The sequence below is a fragment of the Photorhabdus caribbeanensis genome, assembly GCF_018448885.1.
Taxonomy (GTDB): Bacteria; Pseudomonadota; Gammaproteobacteria; order Enterobacterales; family Enterobacteriaceae; genus Photorhabdus; species Photorhabdus caribbeanensis.
Genome location: NZ_RCWB01000133.1, coordinates 1 through 656, shown reverse-complemented (window position 1 = coordinate 656; position 656 = coordinate 1). Strand labels below are relative to the sequence as shown.

Here is a 656-nt window from a genome sequence, read left to right as displayed (position 1 = left end):
GAAAATATTGCCAAAGTGGAAGAAGGCATTCTTAGCCAGAAAAAAAACCAGCCTTGTGGTTGGGTCGTCAGTGATGCTAAAAATGAAGATGAGGCACCTCGTTATCTGATGCGTTATCTGGATTCCGATGAAGCTAATGGTGATAACAGTAGTTCATATCTTAGTCTGGTGTTGCCCTGGGATTATCTGAAAGAACAAGAGGGCATGACCCGGTTTATGGCCTGGCTGGACTTTCTGTGTGAACAACTTGAACCGGACAGTGGGGACTGTGGCTACTGTCTGGTCTTACCCAATGACTTCTATGACTACTTTCCTTTAGAGTATCAACTGGCGCAACGTTACCCTTCCTTGCAAGTTAACTCCGCAGTGTTCACAGCTAAATTACAGTATGGGCACTCCATCCGTGGCATTAATTGGATCACCCTGCTGTCCAAACGATTTGTAAACCGACTGGGTGGAGAATATTGGATACGCCGCACGCTGCGCCCCTACCGGGATGTGGAGATTACCCCTTATTCCAATGGTCTGATGATCCGGGCCGGTCAATACCCGGACTTAACACCACTGCCGGGCAGTGTCCCGGAGAGTTATTTTGCTATTAACCAACTGATACGCCCAATACGAGTCATTCCCCGTGAAGGCCATTCCCTGCACTT

The 656-nt window shown here is 48.2% G+C and carries 1 protein-coding gene; it reads left to right on the top strand.

What is annotated here, in order from left to right; translation table 11 throughout:
• On the top strand, positions 1–656 hold a 656-nt coding region (locus EAE90_RS23325; protein ID WP_214055459.1), incomplete at both ends, for a DUF3396 domain-containing protein.